The sequence below is a fragment of the Psychrobacter immobilis genome, from assembly GCF_904846065.1.
Lineage (GTDB): Bacteria > Pseudomonadota > Gammaproteobacteria > Pseudomonadales > Moraxellaceae > Psychrobacter > Psychrobacter immobilis_H.
On the sequence record NZ_CAJGZV010000001.1, the window covers coordinates 1146318 to 1162043 of the forward strand.

The 15726-nt window shown below is 42.9% G+C and carries 16 protein-coding genes and 1 other RNA gene; 12 read left to right on the plus strand and 5 right to left on the minus strand.

The annotated features are described in order from the left end of the window. Positions 1-43 precede the first annotated feature (43 nt). The gene (locus JMW64_RS04850) at positions 44-1819 is read right to left on the minus strand and encodes a DUF389 domain-containing protein (RefSeq protein ID WP_201553614.1); all 1776 of its coding nucleotides are present in this window, start codon (positions 1817-1819) and stop codon (positions 44-46) included. Positions 1820-2109: 290 nt separating this feature from the next. On the opposite strand from JMW64_RS04850, the gene JMW64_RS04855 reads away from it, so the two are divergent. Continuing rightward, on the plus strand, positions 2110-2322 hold the full coding sequence (locus JMW64_RS04855; protein WP_087814154.1) for a hypothetical protein: 213 nt from the start codon (positions 2110-2112) through the stop codon (positions 2320-2322). A 115-nt stretch (positions 2323-2437) separates the two neighbouring features. Here the strand turns inward: JMW64_RS04855 and JMW64_RS04860 are convergent, their stop codons facing one another. Further along, positions 2438-3877 (minus strand): L,D-transpeptidase family protein, encoded by a 1440-nt coding sequence (locus JMW64_RS04860; protein ID WP_060490730.1) that lies wholly within the window; start codon positions 3875-3877, stop codon positions 2438-2440. A 290-nt stretch (positions 3878-4167) separates the two neighbouring features. On the opposite strand from JMW64_RS04860, the gene prmB reads away from it, so the two are divergent. Then, the gene (gene prmB, locus JMW64_RS04865) at positions 4168-5334 is read left to right on the plus strand and encodes a 50S ribosomal protein L3 N(5)-glutamine methyltransferase (protein WP_045451878.1); all 1167 of its coding nucleotides are present in this window, start codon (positions 4168-4170) and stop codon (positions 5332-5334) included. A gap of 164 nt (positions 5335-5498) precedes the next feature. Then, the gene (aroC, locus tag JMW64_RS04870) at positions 5499-6602 is read left to right on the plus strand and encodes a chorismate synthase (protein WP_201501569.1); all 1104 of its coding nucleotides are present in this window, start codon (positions 5499-5501) and stop codon (positions 6600-6602) included. Positions 6603-6754: 152 nt separating this feature from the next. On the opposite strand, the gene JMW64_RS04875 is transcribed toward aroC, so the two are convergent. The 3 genes from JMW64_RS04875 to JMW64_RS04885 all read right to left on the minus strand — a co-directional run bounded on the left by JMW64_RS04875 (position 6755) and on the right by JMW64_RS04885 (position 9793). Beyond that, positions 6755-6955, minus strand: a complete 201-nt coding sequence (locus JMW64_RS04875) for a hypothetical protein (protein WP_193009458.1) — start codon at positions 6953-6955, stop codon at positions 6755-6757. A gap of 162 nt (positions 6956-7117) precedes the next feature. Further along, on the minus strand, positions 7118-8929 hold the full coding sequence (creC, locus tag JMW64_RS04880) for a two-component system sensor histidine kinase CreC (protein ID WP_201553615.1): 1812 nt from the start codon (positions 8927-8929) through the stop codon (positions 7118-7120). Between the two features lie 69 nt (positions 8930-8998). After that, complete coding sequence (locus tag JMW64_RS04885) at positions 8999-9793, minus strand: response regulator (protein ID WP_055124388.1); 795 nt, start codon at positions 9791-9793, stop codon at positions 8999-9001. Between the two features lie 361 nt (positions 9794-10154). Here JMW64_RS04885 and JMW64_RS04890 point away from each other — a divergent pair, with 361 nt between their 5' ends. From JMW64_RS04890 to JMW64_RS04930, 9 genes are all read left to right on the plus strand, one after another. After that, a complete protein-coding gene (locus JMW64_RS04890) occupies positions 10155-10826 on the plus strand; it encodes an alpha/beta hydrolase (protein ID WP_201553616.1) in 672 nt (223 codons plus the stop codon). A gap of 90 nt (positions 10827-10916) precedes the next feature. Next, positions 10917-11294, plus strand: a transfer-messenger RNA (tmRNA) gene (gene ssrA / locus JMW64_RS04895). A gap of 163 nt (positions 11295-11457) precedes the next feature. Next, positions 11458-12699 (plus strand): tyrosine-type recombinase/integrase, encoded by a 1242-nt coding sequence (locus JMW64_RS04900; RefSeq protein WP_201553617.1) that lies wholly within the window; start codon positions 11458-11460, stop codon positions 12697-12699. A gap of 118 nt (positions 12700-12817) precedes the next feature. Next, positions 12818-13654, plus strand: a complete 837-nt coding sequence (locus tag JMW64_RS04905; protein ID WP_201553618.1) for a hypothetical protein — start codon at positions 12818-12820, stop codon at positions 13652-13654. 146 nt (positions 13655-13800) lie between these two features. Further along, positions 13801-14097, plus strand: coding sequence for a helix-turn-helix transcriptional regulator (locus JMW64_RS04910; protein WP_227694068.1), 297 nt, complete (start codon positions 13801-13803; stop codon positions 14095-14097). Positions 14098-14100: 3 nt separating this feature from the next. Continuing rightward, a complete protein-coding gene (locus JMW64_RS04915; protein WP_201553619.1) occupies positions 14101-14355 on the plus strand; it encodes a helix-turn-helix domain-containing protein in 255 nt (84 codons plus the stop codon). Then, on the plus strand, positions 14352-14612 hold the full coding sequence (locus JMW64_RS04920) for a hypothetical protein (protein ID WP_201553620.1): 261 nt from the start codon (positions 14352-14354) through the stop codon (positions 14610-14612). The genes JMW64_RS04915 and JMW64_RS04920 overlap by 4 nt, the downstream gene beginning before the upstream one ends. After that, the gene (locus tag JMW64_RS04925) at positions 14605-15135 is read left to right on the plus strand and encodes a hypothetical protein (RefSeq protein WP_201553621.1); all 531 of its coding nucleotides are present in this window, start codon (positions 14605-14607) and stop codon (positions 15133-15135) included. The genes JMW64_RS04920 and JMW64_RS04925 overlap by 8 nt, the downstream gene beginning before the upstream one ends. Then, entirely contained in the window at positions 15128-15709 is a 582-nt protein-coding gene (locus tag JMW64_RS04930) for a hypothetical protein (protein ID WP_201553622.1), read from the plus strand. Before JMW64_RS04925 ends, JMW64_RS04930 begins: the two co-directional genes overlap by 8 nt. The last annotated feature ends 17 nt before the right edge of the window (positions 15710-15726 follow it).

Consider the following 15726-nt stretch of genomic DNA (forward strand, 5'->3'; position numbering starts at 1 on the left):
CTCGATGGATTTGTAGCGCATCAAAGCCAGTTGGTCAAAAAAACTAATTGGTTAAAATCGCCGCATCAGTCTCGTCCAGTTTATCTTGACTCAATGGATTGGACTCAATGACTTGTACTGGCAAGTAGCGTAGCTGTAGCTTAATGGGTAGATACTCAGGGAAATTCTCTGCCATATCTTGAGCAATGACGGTTTCGATTTGCCGTACATCGTATGAAGTAGGCGTCGTCTCTCCGCGAATGACCGCACGTACGACTTTATTTTCTTCTGAGGTATCAAACTGAGTATTGGTCAGCACGTTGCCTTTGTCGATAAAGTAGCTATTGATGGCTTCTTTGACGCTACTCTCAAAAACCTGTTGTTTGGCATTGGTCTGTAGGTTGATGGTCAAATACGTCCCCAATCCACCTAACAATAATAACGTCACCGCATTACGGCGTAAAAAAGTCAAATAGGTGCTTGATTTATAATCGTCATCGACCAAACGGCGAAAGCCTAATAACCAGAGTACTAAAGCATTGGTAAACTGGATAGCAATAATATTGGTTAGCGCCAGTAGCAGTGCCCCAAGTCCAAGCTGCGTCTCGCCATTGGCAAATAATATCCCACTCGCGGCAAGAGGTGGCACCAATGCAGTGGCTACCGCCACGCCGACCACTGCCACTGATAGGTGCGGTGAAACCATCGCATAAGCACCAGCAGTACCACCCGCTAGAGCAATCATTAAATCCATCGAGGTTGGCTGAGTGCGCGATAATATCTCTGCGGTCAGTGGCTGGTCTTTGTGTAACCAGCCGACGATAAAACCAACCAATACCACCAATGATACGCCGACGATAACCGTAATCAGTGATTTACGTAGTAATGGCATACGATGATCAATAATCGCTAACGCTATGCCAGTAATGGGACCTAACATCATGGCAACCAACATGGCGCCAATGACGACGGCAGCTGAATTGGTCACTAACCCATAACTGGCGATGATGGCAGAAAGTATATTCATAATGAAATACATTTTGCTAGGCAGAGCGTTGGCCTCGATTCTGACCCGTACCTCTGGATAGTCTACCTTTTGATTGCTAAATTGCTCGGCAACAAATTGCTTATAAGATTCGAGCTTGGCTTCTTTTTTTTCTTTAATCTCGTCTTCTAGCTCTTCCTGATTATCGACTTTATCTTTCACAGTATTTTTTACGATAGTGTCATTATTTTTCGGTGTGTCTGGCTGTTTATCAATTGAGGACGGTTTTGTGTTGTCACTATTTGCTTTGCTTTCTTGCTGAGGGTTATCAGAGATAGGATAAGTGCCCTGTGCATCAGCTGGGGCAATACCCTCTGCCTCTACCGTTACCTCAGCGTCAGCATCTTTTTGAGACGTTTGCTCGTAAGCGTTATCTTCTTTTGCTTGAGCATGTTCTGCTGATGCATTTTCTAGATTTTGATGATTGGGCGCTGTTGTCAATCTCAACGATTCATTGAATAGTGGTGTCTCAAGCCCAGTGATTTCACGTTTAGTTATTTCAGACTCATTGTTGGGCTTGGCGGTTTCTAACGTTGCTACTACCTCGTCAGCACCAATGGACTTTATCGCTATCGTTGTTTCAGGAGGCTGTGCACAAGCCATATCCTCGCCACAGTCATTGTCATCATGAGTCTCTGAGCTTTTTGAAGGCTCAGTATGTTCGACAGTGCTATCTAGTACAGAGCTACCATCTGCGTCAGTTAGCGCCGCTTTTTTGTCTGGATGATTGGCTGTGCTTGAAGCATCTTTTATAACTGAAGAATCATTAGAGAGTTCGTTTTCAGATGAGGTCATGGCGGATGGCTTTCTTAAAAAGTAAAAGAAAGACATTATTGTAATGATAAAAACAGGACAACGTATGGTTTTTTTACGACTAAATAGAGCGCAGTGTCATTAAATAGTAATACTTAAAATAGTAAAATTATGCATCATTAACTAATAACAATAAAAACCTTAACTCTAACAGGGTTTTCATGCTTAGTCACCTACTATAGCTGGCTCGCAGGTTTATAGGAAATACTTACTTTCTTTGTGGGTTTAGTGTATAAAGGTACTATATCCACAATAAAAATGAGGAATAAGTTATGAACTGGCCATTATTCTCTGTTATCTATTCAATCGCAGCAACCGTTACCATTGGCGTTTTTATGATTGGCGCTTTAGTCACAGGTTTTAATGAAATACCTCATATCCAAATAGCAGTAGCATTAGGCGTTTTGGTGTCTATCCCTGCAGGCATGTTTTTTACCAAAAAAGTTGGTAGCATCACTGGTAATGAAGAAGGCTATAAAGCATAAAAGCGAATAATGTTGTCAATTTAAATGAATAAATCCGATTATCAGCCATAAAAAAAGACCTTGATAGCAAGGTCTTTTTTTATTCATCGTTTATGACTTATTAGTTAAGCCAAATTTACTTAAGCTCAACGGTTGCGCCATTTTCAATATTGGCATAAACCTCTAATACATCCCAGTTGGTCAAACGCACACAACCTGCAGAGGCTTGGCGACTGATGCCTTCAGGCTTTGGTGAACCATGAATACCATATGAAGGTTTAGACAAGCCCATCCATACGACGCCAACAGGGCTATTTGGTCCTGGTGGTAGCATATGTATTTGTTTGTCTGCGCCTTTACCAACGGTTGCTTTATACCAAGGCATTTTCACCTTGTTAATAATTTTAAACGAACCTTGTGGCGATGGTGTGGCATCGCTACCGATTGTCGTTGGGTAAGTAGCCACCAGTTTATCGCCGTTATAAGCATATAATGTCTTATCGGCTTTATTGGCAACCACACGGTTAATGCGCTGCTTAAGTGGTGCACGGGTATTTAAAACAGTGATGGTTTCGCCCGCTTTATACTGCTTATTTTTATTAAGCTTATCTAAATAACGTACATCCATATGGAAGCGCTCACCAAACATCTCTTTAATGTCTTGATAGTATAAGCCTTTCATTTTTGACTTAGCTTCTGAACCTGCAGGTGTGCTGGCAAAGTTGGTCTTAATATCATCTTCAGTGATGGTGTAAGTCACGAGCACTGGTTTATTCGCTGGGATATTTTTATTTAACGCATCCCACGTTTTTTGATCCATTTTACCTGTGGCTGGCAAGCCTTTCATGGTTTGGAAGTTGATCAGCGCTTTTTTACTGTTCATGCCCCAGCCGCCATCGATGGCACCAGGAGAAGCATGGTTCCAATCAAGCAGTGCCTGCATTTTGATCGTCATTGCTGAGTTAACTTTCATATTCGGTGTCCATGTGGCACCGTTTACCTGTTTGGCGTAATTCGACAAATTCAGCGTGGTATGTTTTTTACCATTAACATCTTCGATGCTTTTGATAGAAGTATCTGCTGGGCTAGCATCAGATATGGCTGCGGTAGGGGCAGCGACGGCTTGACCTTCACTAATATCGTCAGTGCTATCAGACTGCACATCTTTACGAGCCAGCTCTTCTACCGTCATATTATCAGCACTGACTGCTTGTTGCGCTGTCTCTACATCGACTTCCTGCTTTTCGTCAATCAGCTGAGTCATACGGTCAGGCGTATTAGGCTTTAAAGCAGGCGTGGCTACGACAGGAGCACGACCATCGATTGAGCTACTGCGATTCTCTTGTACATCAAGGCTAACTTTTTTGGCAATGCTAGGCATTGAGTCAGCGGTTCGTACTGGCAAGGTGCGCGTATTATCAGCAGGTGCGGCAACGGCGCTGACACTGGCAGTAACGATAGCAATTGATATAGCGGTAATAAGAGGCTTCATTTTCATCATATTGGGATACTTATGGTTATAACTAATGGGGCTATTATGCGCATAATTTGAATGCTTCGCAAACTTTTGACACATCTTTTTTCATTAAAGTCTTGCCAAACGTCAACCGTTGACGTATTCACTACAGTTGGGCAATAACTGAGCGAGGGTATGCATAAGATGACGCGCTATTATTACTTACAATCCTCATTATTCACGTTGTTTTTAGAACCATTTTTATGAATATAAAACTGCAAAAATTGGCGCAACTTAGCGTTTATGTCTATAATGGTGAATAAATTTTTATTTAATAGATCGGCTTTTAATAAAAGGCGTTTTAACCCATCCGCATGTAGTCAGTGAACATGTAATCAGCAAGGTGCGATATGTCAGAAGACCAAACAATGAGCGCAGAAGAGTTTCAAAATCAATACTTCAATGACGATGGTCTAGAGAGTGAAATGGTGTTTGATTTAGAGAGTGGGATTCTGGGTGAAGACGATCAATTTGCCAATTTGCCTGCAGAATTAGAAGAGGCTCGCGAGCAACTGGTCAGTATTCGTGATTTTATTCGCTTTTCGGTCACCCAGCTTCGTAATTATGATGTGGTCGTTGCACAAGGCACCACCGATGAGTTTGCTGAAGCATCCGCCATTGTTTTGCATTCTCTGGCTTTAGACTGGTCAGCCAATGAGCAGATTCTCGATTGTCGCTTGACCACATCAGAGAAGCAGTTGGTACTGAGTTTGTTAGAAGAGCGTATCGCTGAGCGTAAACCATTAAGCTATTTGATCAACTTATCATACTTCTGTGATTTGCCTTTTTATGTCGATGAGCGGGTGCTAATTCCAAGATCGCCTATCGCAGAATTGATTCGTCAGCAGTTCCATCCATATTTTGATGTCAATGAGCTTGCCAAACCACTTGGTAAGAGCGTCAACGAGCAGGCTGCTGCATTTTATGATCACGGTTTAGAGGTCAAGCAGCTGTCGCAGCCTGAGCGTATTTTAGATTTATGCACTGGCTCTGGTTGTATTGCTATTGCACTTGCGACGCGTTTTGTTGATGCGCTGGTTGATGCTGTTGATATCGATAAAAGTGCGCTTGAAGTAGCCATGGTTAACGTCGATCATCATGATCTTGGGCATCAGGTTAATGTGATTGAGTCCGATCTGTTTGCTAAGATTCCTGCTGAACACCAGTATGAGTTGATAGTCACCAATCCGCCGTATGTTGATGCGGCTATTATGGCAGAGCTGCCACCTGAATTTTTATATGAGCCAGAGCATGCGCTAGCCGCGGGTCAAGATGGGCTGGATTTGGTGCATCGTATTTTGTTTGAAGCGCCAGATTATCTGAGCCCTGAAGGCTTGTTAGTTTGTGAAGTAGGTGATAGTGAGTGGGCATTAAAGCAAGCCTATCCTGAAATTCAGTTTGATTGGTTGAAATTTGCCCACGGTGGTCACGGTGTCTTTGCGATTACTTATGATGAGCTTATGGCACATCGTGAGCTGTTCAATGCTTACGTACAACTGTTAGATAGCATTCAATAGAGCTATAAAGTAACAAAGCTATCAAGCAAGAGAACTATTGAGCAATAAAACCATCGAGATTTACGCGATACTTAAAAATCGACTTCATTACTTAAAAATCGACTTCATTACTTAAAAATCGACTTCATTACTTAAAAATCGACTTCATTTGTTTAAGGATAAATATGGCAGGCAATAGCATTGGACAGGTTTTTACAGTCACGACTTGTGGTGAGTCGCATGGTGCAGGTCTTATGGCAATCGTCGATGGCGTGCCGCCTGGCTTAGCCTTATCCGCAGATGATTTGCAAATCGATTTAGATCGCCGCAAACCGGGCACGTCTAAATACTCTACCCAGCGCCGTGAGTCCGATGAAGTTGAGATTATTTCTGGTGTGTTTGAGGGTAAGACGACCGGCACCTCTATTGGCCTGCTGATTCGTAATACCAATCAAAAGTCCAAAGACTATGGCGAGATTAAAGACACGTTTCGCCCCGGTCATGCCGACTATACCTATAGCATGAAATATGGCTTTCGTGATTATCGTGGCGGCGGGCGTTCCTCAGCGCGCGAGACTGCGATGCGCGTGGCGGCAGGTGCTATCGCTAAAAAATATCTACAAGAGCGCTTAGGTGTGCAAGTCCGTGGTCATGTCACCCAAATTGGCAGTGAGTACAGCAATGTCCTAGACTCAAGCCAAATTGATTGGGACTTTGTGAATAGCAATCCGTTTTTTTGCGCCGATGCCGATGCTGTCAGTCGTTTTGAGACCTTGATAGATAGTTTACGCCGTGAAGGCACTAGCTGCGGGGCACGCCTAGAGATTATCGCTAGCGGTGTGCCAGTCGGACTTGGCGAGCCAGTATTTGATCGTTTGGATGCAGATATTGCCCATGCGATGATGAGCATCAATGCTGTTAAAGGCGTTGAGGTCGGCGACGGCATGGCAGTGGCAGGACAGTTCGGTCATAGCTCTCGTGATGAGCTGACACCAGACGGTTTTACTGCCAATCATGCTGGTGGTATTTTGGGCGGTATCTCTTCAGGGCAAGACATCCGTGTCAGTATTGCCCTGAAGCCAACCTCTAGTATTACGACGGCTGGCAAGAGTATCAATACACAAGGCGAGTCGGTTGATATGTTGACTAAAGGTCGTCATGATCCTTGTGTAGGGGTACGTGCCACGCCTATCGCAGAAGCCATGCTGGCCATTGTTTTACTCGATCACTATTTGCGCCATCGCGGCCAAAATGCGGATGTGAAGCCGCCAGTAGCATCTATTACTTAGATTGTTTACCGTAAAATTATAAACCCTCTATCATTTCTAACTAGCGTTTCTAACTAGATATGATAGAGGTTTTTTTTTGACTGATTTTTTATAAATAATTAACAAGCCAGCAATTCAGTTAATAAGATTTAATCATTAAATTGAATGAATTCTTAAGCTGCTACTTGATAGTGGTCAACTGCCACACATTGCTGGTGGCGAAATACCAATAGTAGTTGTTGACTGGGAATGGCTAACCAATGCCCAAAAGCGATACTATCAATCCCTTCATCTGACAGCGCTTGTAGGCAAAAATGGCGACTACCGCCTAAACAGTTTTCTATAATTTGGTTTTGTTCAATAGCGTCTTTCATGGTCTTTCTATCCTTAATAGGGGTTACGAATTTGAATAACGCTATCGTAAAACAAGCAGATAGAAAACCTGTGTAGGAATGATGGAAAATCCATGAACTGGCATTATTGCCAATCGAAAATAATTTAATGAATTTGAGTAACTGTCTATTTTATCTAAGCCTCTATTCTTTAGTCAAAGGCAAGGTAATACTAACCATCACGCCTGAATATCGCTTAATAGCAGCGTTTTTTTCATTACTATTTTGATTACTGTCATCGCTATTTTCTTGAATATTAGTAATGGCAACATGACCGCCATGATGCTCAATAACTTGCTTCACAAGAGTTAAGCCAAGGCCAGTGCCTTTTTTTAGGGTATTGCTAGCCATGCTAGGCTGTATCTGCGTAGTATCGAATGTTGAGTGATTCTCTACTGAAAAGTCTGATAGATGCTCTGAGGTTTTTTCAGCAGCTTGACTCTGATGCGATAAGCTAAAATAACGGTCAAACGCTTTATCAACGGCATACTCAGGGAGTAATTTACCATTATTAAAGATATCAATAGTGACAGTTTGCGCTGTGTTATGAATATGAATACTGACAATGCTATCGGCAAAATGAATGGCATTGTCCAATACATTTTGCAGCACTTGTACCAACCAAAACTGGTCAGCGAAAACGCTGGTATTTGCCAAGGCATTTGGTGATAAAGTCGCTGTTTCAGTCACCCATTTATCATTAAGATAGATGTCGATAGGCGCTAGGTGCTGCTGTTGCAATTTAGCGCTATTGTTTTTTGCAAGGGTTTGCAACAACGGTAGTAGAGGGGTCAGCTGGCGATTCAGCTTAAAAGTCGGTTGCTCAACTTTGGCAAGTAATAGCAGCCGATCAATCAATTGCTGCATTTTGATACTTTGTTCACCAATGGACTGGATGAGCATCTGTTGATCTTCTTTATCAAGCCCGTCGTCTTCTAGCAACTCACTACTGGCACGAATGGCGGTTAACGGACTTTTGAGCTCATGGGTCAGGGTATGAACATAGTCAGTAACATAGGCGCGATTTTCCAATCGATGTTTCATAGACTCAATGGTATCCGTTAGGCTATTAAGTTCATGACCTAAGTAAAAATAGGGCTTTTTGGTGTCTTCTGCCAGTGCACTGGTATATTGGGTCACCAAACTGATGCTTTGCTTGAGCCACCATGCGACCAGTCCTGCTAATATAAGGGCAGCAATACTCATGAGCAGTGCTGTGATAAGCATGCGATTGCGCGTATCGTCCAAATAAGGCAACACGCTAGCGACAGGTTTGCCAACGCTGATGATACCAATCAAGTTGCCAGTTTCATCCTTTATCGGCTGTGCCACATACATCACCGTACCATCTCGCTGATTATGATCTAGCGTTGTACTTCTCGCGCCATATTGACCATTTAACGTTAGATAGACATCATTCCAGCGGCTGTAATCTTGTCCTTCATCATTGTCAGGTTCGGGTAGTGAGTCGTATATGACAACGCCTTTATCATCGGTGACATATATCCGAAAGCTGCTAGGGCTTTTATTTTTATATTCTGGATCTGTTGTTTTACTTATCGTGGGCGTGCCGATAAATGCCGCATCGAGTTTCGTTTGATACTGCTCATCGTATAGCTGTCCTGAAGATAGCGGCATCTGCAAACTTGCTGCCAGCAATTTGCTGGTATCTAACAACGTATCTTCGATCACTTGCTGCGCCGTCGGTTTGACATAACCAAACAGCTGAGTAAATGCGACCACACCGCAGATAATCAGCACTAACGCCAACGCGAGCCAAATCCTAAAAAATATACTTAAATTCAGCAGTCGTTTTGGTTTAGTCGTTTGCTGCGCGGTGCCGATAGGATGCAGTTTTGCATACCAATTGCTTTGGCTGGCATGCGCGCTGTTATCAGCCTTATTAATATGAGTATTAGGATGGCTGTTAGCACTATCGTTGGTTTTATGATTCATATTTTTAGGTGTATTATTTGACGTTATAGAAGGTCGGTTTTAATCAAAATATGGCTATGGGTAGTGCAGCTAGGCGGGACACAAGGCGTAACCCAAGCCGCGATGGGTATGGATAACATCAATGCTGGCATCGACGGTCGCTAGTTGCTTACGAATGGACTTGATATGACTGTCTATAGTTCTCGCCAAGCGATGATCAGGGTAATCGCTCACCGCGCTCAGCAGTTGCTCACGGCTAAAGACTTGATTGGGCGCTTTTAACAGGGTCAATAAGATTTTGCGTTCGGTGTTACTCAGCTCAAGCTTCTGCTCTTGCCACATTAACGAATAATTAAGTGGTTGGTAGTGCCAGATGCCAGACTGACATTCAAACGTTAAGGCTTGCCCCGACATATTGCTAGAAGAATTGTCATTAACGGTATTATCTGCTGCTGTTGTATGATTAGTAGACTGCTGGGACAATAATTGCTCACGTCGCCAAATGGCTTTTAGGCGAGCAACCAACTCGCGCGGGCTAAATGGCTTGGCACAATAGTCATCGCCGCCCATTTCCAAACCCAAAATACGATCGACCTCATCGCTACGAGCCGTCAAGAAGATGATAGGAATGTCCTTTAAGCCAGCAATATCAGGGGTGTGGCGTATTTGTTGACAGAGACTGAGACCATCACCATCTGGCAGCCCAACATCCAAAATAATTGCCGATAGATCTTGCGCTTCAGCACTATTATGTAAATTGCGCAGAAAAGGCAACACGCTACTGGCGTTATCAAGCCAAGTGATTTGCCAGCCTTCACGCTTGCAAGTGACTTTCAGTGACATCGCGATAGCAGGATCGTCTTCTACCAATAAAATATGGGTCATAAGCTCTATATCGCTATATAAAGAAAAACTGTTTAAGATAAAGGGGTTATTAATATCTAATGAGATAGGAACATTGAAAAATGAGTGTAGGGCATCATACAGTAGCTAGAGTCAGTAGCTATGTTAATAAATTTATCGTAGCACAAAAGTCGCACTCGCTTTTGCTATCAGGCCTTAAAAGATGTGAAAAGTTGATGGAAATTGGCATTATTAGCGAAGACTTTTTTGACTGGCGGTTTTGATGAAAGGCTGTAAAATAATCAGTATTATTATAAAAAATATTGAAATATAGTGCGAATATCAGTTTTACTAAAAATAAGTTTGATGTACCTACCATTTTTATTTAAAGGAATTTAAAAATATGAGTGACTATTTAGATGCGGTCATCGTTGAGCATAATCCAACGCAAAAAAAGATAGATAGAGCCGTTATTTGGCTACATGGTTTGGGCGCGAGTGGTCATGATTTTGAGCCAGTGGTACCACAGCTAGGTTTAGCGGATAATATGGCAGTGCGTTTTATTTTCCCGCATGCACCAAAGCGCCCAGTGACGGTGAATGGTGGTATGGTAATGCCAGCATGGTACGACATCTTAGAGATGAGCCTAGAGCGTAAAGTCGATGTCGCTCAGATTGAAGAGTCTGCGCAGCAAATCCGTGATTTGATCAGCCGTGAGATAGAGGGTGGCGTTAAGCCTGAACACATTGTGATCGCAGGATTTTCGCAAGGTGGGGCAGTGGCATATCATGTGGCACTTGGCTACCCGCAGCGTTTAGCTGGCTTGATGACACTCTCTACTTATCTAGCGACTAATGATAATATTAGCTATAGCGCTGCTAATAAAGATATGCCAATATTGATTGAGCATGGTACGCATGATCCAGTTGTTCCTGTAATTTTGGGCGAGCAGGCGCAGCAGTTATTATCCGCTAAAGGCTATAATGTTGCTTATCATACTTATCCGATGGCACATCAAGTTTGCATGCCGCAGATTCAAAATATTGGTAAGTGGTTCAATAAAGTACTGGCTTAGAGCGCGCAGCTGTAACGTAACGTAATGTAATATAGATATTATATATGTTGAAAGTCGACCTATAAGTCCTATATAATTGATGACCTTATTGGGGATGTTCTGGCTTCGACGCTGGTAATGAAACTCAATGATGCATGTCGAGAGTATATGTCCTCTCGTTAATCAAACATATATTGTTATAGTCGCAAACGACGAAAATTACGCTCTAGCAGCTTAAACCCTGTTTACATGGTTTAAACCTGTTTACTTAGTTGCTGATCACCTACAGTTGGTCAACTAAGTTGAAGCGTCCGCATGTAGGCTCGCCACAAGTGATTGTCTCAATCGCTTGGGTTCAAAAGTAGAGAATCGTCCAATCCATCCTGACTGTCGGATCGGTGCGGATTAAATCTAAAGACAGAAACTAAACATGTAGATTCATGAGCGTAATGCTGGCGGACGCGGGTTCAACTCCCGCCATCTCCACCAAACAACGATATAGGGCTGACCGTCATAGACTGTTAGCCCTTTATTTTGGGCGTTTTTCAAGGATTGAGTGTTATATAGGGGTATGGCGAACCATATAGAATGTTGGTATTATTGTTGGTATTAGAGTTTATACACGCGCTCAATACCAACAAAGGATAGTCCAATGCCCTTAACTCATACCGTTATCAATAAGCTACAGCCCAGTAGCACCTCGATTGATACAAAGCGACCTGACAAACATAGCGATGGTAACGGGCTGCAATTATGGGTGCGTTACACGGGCGTTAAGTCATGGATCAGCGCCTACAGATGGCAAGGCAAACAGCAAACCCTCACTATTGGCACTTATCCAGTAATGAGCCTACAAAATGCACGCCAGCGCAATATTGAGATCAAACGCTTAATAGCTGATGGTGTGAACCCCAAAGACCATAGGAGAGAGCAGCAAGCCAGCCAAGATGGTTTAAATGTTTTCGATAACATAGCCCAGTCATGGTATAGCGAGCGTAAAACCTACCTAGCAGAAAGCACCTTTTCCCGTAACTATTCCGCTTATATGCGCGATGTTAAGCCCTCTATTGGTCAAAAGAACATAAACGACATTACCGCACCTGACATATTGGCTATTGGTAAAGCAGTAGAGAGTCGCGGCGCTAATGAAATGGCAAGGCGTACCATTAGAGAAGTAGGGCAGATATTCAAACACGCCATACGCAATGGACTAGCCACACACAACCCAGCCACCGACCTAGCCGAAGCGATCAAGCCACACAAAACCGTCAATCATAGCCGTATCACTAGCCAGCAATTACCCAAGTTATTAAAAGACATTGATGCTTATCAAGGTGATGTATTGGTGAAACTAGGCTTATGGTTTTTATGCTATACGTTTGTACGCACTAATGAGATTAGATTTATGGAATGGCAGGACATAGATTTTAATCGCGGCTTATGGACTGTCCCAGCTGAAAAGATGAAAGCTAGGCGTTTGCATATCGTGCCACTAGCACCGCAAGCAGTAGCGATATTAAAGCAGATCAAAGAGCTAGGCTTTTCGGATCAGTATGTTTTCTTTAATACCTCAACCCGTAAGCCGTACAGTCAAAGCGCATTTATTAATGCCCTATGGAATATGGGTTATAAAGGCAAGATGACAGGGCACGGGTTTAGAGGGCTTGCCAGTACCACACTGCATGAAAAAGAGTTTATGCACGAAGCTATAGAGCTACAGCTGGCACATGATAGAGAAAACAAGATCAGTGCAGCTTATAACGGGGCGCAGCACTTACCATATAGAATAGACATGATGCACCAATGGGCAAACTTCATTGATGATGCTTATGCTGGCAAATTGGATAACGTCATACATACCAACTTTAGACAACAAAAACAAAAGCATGGCTAACATCATGCTGTAACGACTATGCAAGGCTAGGACTAATTACCCGAACGACAGCTATTCACACCCTTATGCTGTCACTGCCTTGCACCTACTTTGATTTAAGGGTGTAGGGGTGTGTGTTATGGACTTATTAGATGCAGAATTTAGCAAAGTAATACAATACGCTGAAAAAAACACTCATAATATTTTGAGTGTAGATGAAAGATTAGATTTCTATTTAAGAGCACTTGAGGTTAGTACTAAAATTAATATTATGGGAATATCCCAAATATCTACAGGCTATCCAAATGAAATAGCCACCTTATTAGCAAAAGCGTTACAGGTAGAAGCAGCGATATTTTATACTTGTATAGCGCATGATTACGGGTTCACATACTCTCAACCACGATTGTTAGGTTTTAGTGAAGCAAGATTGTTTGTCACAAGGTTTTTTATAGAGAACTACAAAACAATGGATAGGGTTTCACTAGGTGAACAGCTATATTTTATCAATCAAGATAAGGGTTTTTTAGCAGTTTTAGCCGAAAATAAAAACACTAACTTTCACCCTGTTATTATATTCAAAGCCTTATACACCTCGATATTAGCCCAGCTTTATACCTTAGCTGAAAGGGAAGATGATGCTCTTAGTAGCTTGATGAATGCTTCATATTTTTATGGTGCAGAAATACAATTTAGTGCGCCAGTGACAGAACAGCAAGCACAGAGCTTGATTGAAATTGATATTAGTAAACGAGTACAAAAAGCCAATGAAGCAAGGTGGCAAGGTCATGTAGAGCAGCAAAGGCGAAAATATTTAGAGTTGGATAAACAGCGCCAAAGTGATTTAGGTAAAAAACTAACTATTAAGTCTGTAGCAACATGGATATATGAGCATCATAATCAGAACAATTTAGAGTATGAAACTATTAGAGATCACCTTAGCAAAGCACGTAAAGGAGAGTTTACTAACAATTAAAATGTAGTTTGCATTGCATACACTACTATTTGCATCGCAGCCATTACCGTTTACGCTGTATAGATATTCCCTGTCAATTACCCAGCCCGTAAAGTAGCAACCACTGGACGTTACATACCGTAGCGTCATTTAGTGGAGCTACACACATGGACAAGCAACAAGCCACCCAAAACACGCCAGTTATTCCCTTTACTGGTGACACCTCAAACGACACCGAACCAACCACCGCAAATAGTCCAGCTATGCAACTGCCTACTACAGGCATGGGCAGAGCAAAGGATATTTTGCCGTTTCTACCTTTTAGCAAGACCACTTTGTTTGAATGGAGTAAGGACGGGAGGTTTCCAGCTGGCAGAAAGCTATCACCTACTATGACAGCGTGGAGCTATGCAGACATTCACGAATGGCTTAATTCTCACACCTCAACCACTAGCGAGGTGTAACCCATGAATACACGGCAACCAAAAAAGAGCTATAAGCAGATTATCCATAATCACCTACTGGCAGGTAATAGCCTATCCACTTATGAAGCCTTTGATCTATGGCAAATCACATGCTTTTTACAGCGGATCAGTGAGCTAAGAGCGCAAGGCGTAGTAATTCAAGATAAGACCGTAAAACGCAACGGTAAGACGTTTAAACAATATTGGATAGACACGCCAGCCGATGGCAACCATGACGCTACAGGGGTGCAATTATGAGCCAATCAAACGACAGGCTATTACAGATAGCGGACATGCTCGAGCATATCAACGAGCAGCTAGTCTTATTAGCGATTGACACCGAACATTACGCAATGGCATTGCAAGCCGTGCAGACAGACGACCCAATATCTAAAGGCGTTATTCAAGCCGTCATTGCTGCATTGTTTAGGGACTCATTGTTTGCCACTGATGCAAGCGAACAGATGGACAGCGTTCTATCAATGCCTGAAATGGAGGTAACGCGCTATGAGTGATAAACATACCAAAACCAATCTAAAAGCCCGTGACGGGGCACACAATCGCAATGAGCCACATAAACGAGGCTTACTACTTAGCTTTATCATATTCATGGCATGGGTTGCTGGTATTGGCTTAGCACTATCATTAATCGCGTGCCAGCCAGTCGATGCAAAACAGATTGCAACCAATACCAACAATGGTTACTATATAGACCTCTCAAAAAACGTTAGCGGACAAGCCAGCCGTTACTCATTGGCTTTTTTTGTGCCTGATAATAGCGCAGCCTCTCAAGCTGTCACTATCTATTCAAGCATAGCCCCACAAGCGCATTTAAGCGCATCAAGGGGGCAAACCATCATATCTATAGCAAGTCACTTGCTAACCGACTATGACGGGTTGACGCTGCAAAATAAAAGAGCCGTAAGGCGAATATGCAGGGCGGTTACTAACGTTACCGAGAGTAAGACCCGTCACCCTATACTTTTACCGTATAGCGTGGCATTAACTCAAAAAACGTTAGGAGGCTATCATGCCTAAATCAATCCGTACGACCTCAAACACTCAAACCACTACCAACAGCACACTAGCCACATTCAAGGCAGGTGACAGCGTGCTATGCCCATCTGTAGGCAATAGCATTTATCAGCTATTCAATGATAAAGAATATAATTGTTTAGGCTTTACCACCAACGGTAAAACATACCATTACCGCAATGACGGCAAGGTAAGCCGCGATGATGCCGCCCCGTCATTATTCCATGACATGCCAGCAAACCGCCAAGCCATTAACGCCCTGTATGGCAGCAAACACCAAATCAAGATAATAGATTGCACCGCCGCCGATGATGACGAAGTGATCTTAATGCCGTCTATCATGCTATCCGATATTGCATGTGATATTAATGCCGCCGCTACTACCTTGCATGACATGGGGCAGTTATTCCATCTTATCGCTACCCGTCAAATAGAACCCCATGCAGCCATAGCATTAGCGCGTCTGTCACAAGATGCCGCCGATACTTGGATTAATCTGCTTTATAGCCAACTGGACACTATCAACGAACCCTTAGCCCAAACTGGCTTTGGTAAGGTAGATGCTTGTGCCTACTAATAAGAGCTATCCGCAAC

Coding starts and splice junctions, on each gene's coding strand:
- JMW64_RS04850 (WP_201553614.1), bottom strand. CDS start 1,819: ATGACCTCATCTGAAAACGAACTCTCTAATGATTCTTCAGTTATAAAA.
- JMW64_RS04855 (WP_087814154.1), top strand. CDS start 2,110: ATGAACTGGCCATTATTCTCTGTTATCTATTCAATCGCAGCAACCGTT.
- JMW64_RS04860 (WP_060490730.1), bottom strand. CDS start 3,877: ATGTGTCAAAAGTTTGCGAAGCATTCAAATTATGCGCATAATAGCCCC.
- prmB (WP_045451878.1), top strand. CDS start 4,168: ATGTCAGAAGACCAAACAATGAGCGCAGAAGAGTTTCAAAATCAATAC.
- aroC (WP_201501569.1), top strand. CDS start 5,499: ATGGCAGGCAATAGCATTGGACAGGTTTTTACAGTCACGACTTGTGGT.
- JMW64_RS04875 (WP_193009458.1), bottom strand. CDS start 6,955: ATGAAAGACGCTATTGAACAAAACCAAATTATAGAAAACTGTTTAGGC.
- creC (WP_201553615.1), bottom strand. CDS start 8,929: ATGAATCATAAAACCAACGATAGTGCTAACAGCCATCCTAATACTCAT.
- JMW64_RS04885 (WP_055124388.1), bottom strand. CDS start 9,793: ATGACCCATATTTTATTGGTAGAAGACGATCCTGCTATCGCGATGTCA.
- JMW64_RS04890 (WP_201553616.1), top strand. CDS start 10,155: ATGAGTGACTATTTAGATGCGGTCATCGTTGAGCATAATCCAACGCAA.
- JMW64_RS04900 (WP_201553617.1), top strand. CDS start 11,458: ATGCCCTTAACTCATACCGTTATCAATAAGCTACAGCCCAGTAGCACC.
- JMW64_RS04905 (WP_201553618.1), top strand. CDS start 12,818: ATGGACTTATTAGATGCAGAATTTAGCAAAGTAATACAATACGCTGAA.
- JMW64_RS04910 (WP_227694068.1), top strand. CDS start 13,801: ATGGACAAGCAACAAGCCACCCAAAACACGCCAGTTATTCCCTTTACT.
- JMW64_RS04915 (WP_201553619.1), top strand. CDS start 14,101: ATGAATACACGGCAACCAAAAAAGAGCTATAAGCAGATTATCCATAAT.
- JMW64_RS04920 (WP_201553620.1), top strand. CDS start 14,352: ATGAGCCAATCAAACGACAGGCTATTACAGATAGCGGACATGCTCGAG.
- JMW64_RS04925 (WP_201553621.1), top strand. CDS start 14,605: ATGAGTGATAAACATACCAAAACCAATCTAAAAGCCCGTGACGGGGCA.
- JMW64_RS04930 (WP_201553622.1), top strand. CDS start 15,128: ATGCCTAAATCAATCCGTACGACCTCAAACACTCAAACCACTACCAAC.